Source organism: Maridesulfovibrio bastinii DSM 16055 (assembly GCF_000429985.1).
GTDB lineage: Bacteria > Desulfobacterota > Desulfovibrionia > Desulfovibrionales > Desulfovibrionaceae > Maridesulfovibrio > Maridesulfovibrio bastinii.
Genome location: NZ_AUCX01000042.1, coordinates 1 through 1,284, shown reverse-complemented (window position 1 = coordinate 1,284; position 1,284 = coordinate 1). Strand labels below are relative to the sequence as shown.

Sequence of the window (1,284 nt, the reverse complement as noted above, 5' to 3'; positions counted from 1 at the left end):
TCTGAATGGGGAAACCCGGCAGTACTCATATACTGTCATTCCTTGACTGAATACATAGGTCTTGGAAAGCGAACTCAGGGAAGTGAAACATCTCAGTACCTGAAGGAATATAAATCAAACGAGATTCTCAAAGTAGCGGCGAGCGAAATGGGAATAGCCCAAACCGGTTACTTTCGAGCAACCGGGGTTGTAGGGCCTCCATACGTGATCTGTATAGACATCCGAAGTATCTGGGAAGGTACGTCATAGAGAGTGAAAGCCTCGTAGGTTAAGTCAAAAGCAGCGCAGGAGGTACCTGAGTACCACGGAACACGTGAAACTCCGTGGGAATCTGGGAGGACCATCTTCCAAGGCTAAATACTACTTAGCGACCGATAGCGAACCAGTACCGTGAGGGAAAGGTGAAAAGAACCCCTGTTAGGGGAGTGAAATAGAACCTGAAACCAGTTGCCTACAAGCTGTGGGAGCAGACTTGTTCTGTGACCGCTTGCCTTTTGCATAATGGGCCAGCGAGTTAATCTGTAATGCAAGGTTAAGCAGCGATGTGTAGCCGTAGCGAAAGCGAGTCTGAATAGGGCGACAAGTATTGCGGATTAGACCCGAAACCGGGTGATCTATCCATGAGCAGGCTGAAGCTCAGGTAAAACTGAGTGGAGGGCCGAACCGTTGTAAGTTGAAAATTACTCGGATGACTTGTGGATAGGGGTGAAAGGCCAATCAAACTCGGTGATAGCTGGTTCTCTCCGAAATATATTGAGGTATAGCCTCAGGAGTTGACTAACGGAGGTAGAGCACTGACAAGGCTAGGGGCCTCACCAGGTTACCAAACCTTATCAAACTCCGAATGCCGTTAGTTTCATCCTGGGAGTCAGACTGCGGGTGCGAAGGTCCGTAGTCGAGAGGGAAACAGCCCAGACCGTCAGCTAAGGTCCCTAAATCCATGCTCAGTGGTTAAGGTGGTGAGATTGTTTAGACAGCCAGGAGGTTGGCTTAGAAGCAGCCATCCTTTAAAGAAAGCGTAATAGCTCACTGGTCTAACGACCTTGCGCCGAAAATGTAACGGGGCTAAGCATGGTACCGAAGCTACGGGATCAGTCTTTGACTGATCGGTAGGAGAGCGTTCTCAGATGGGATGAAGGTGGTCCGTAAGGCCTGCTGGACTAATGAGAAGTGATTATGCTGGCATGAGTAACGATAAAACGAGTGAGAAACTCGTTCGCCGTAAGACTAAGGTTTTCTGGGTAAAGCTAATCTGCCCAGAGTTAGTCGGTCCCTAAGGCGAGG

1 rRNA gene is annotated in these 1,284 nt (G+C 49.1%); it reads left to right on the top strand.

Annotation, left to right across the window (positions count from 1 at the left end):
* Positions 1–1,284: ribosomal RNA gene (locus G496_RS0114445) — 23S ribosomal RNA — on the top strand; the annotation flags it as partial.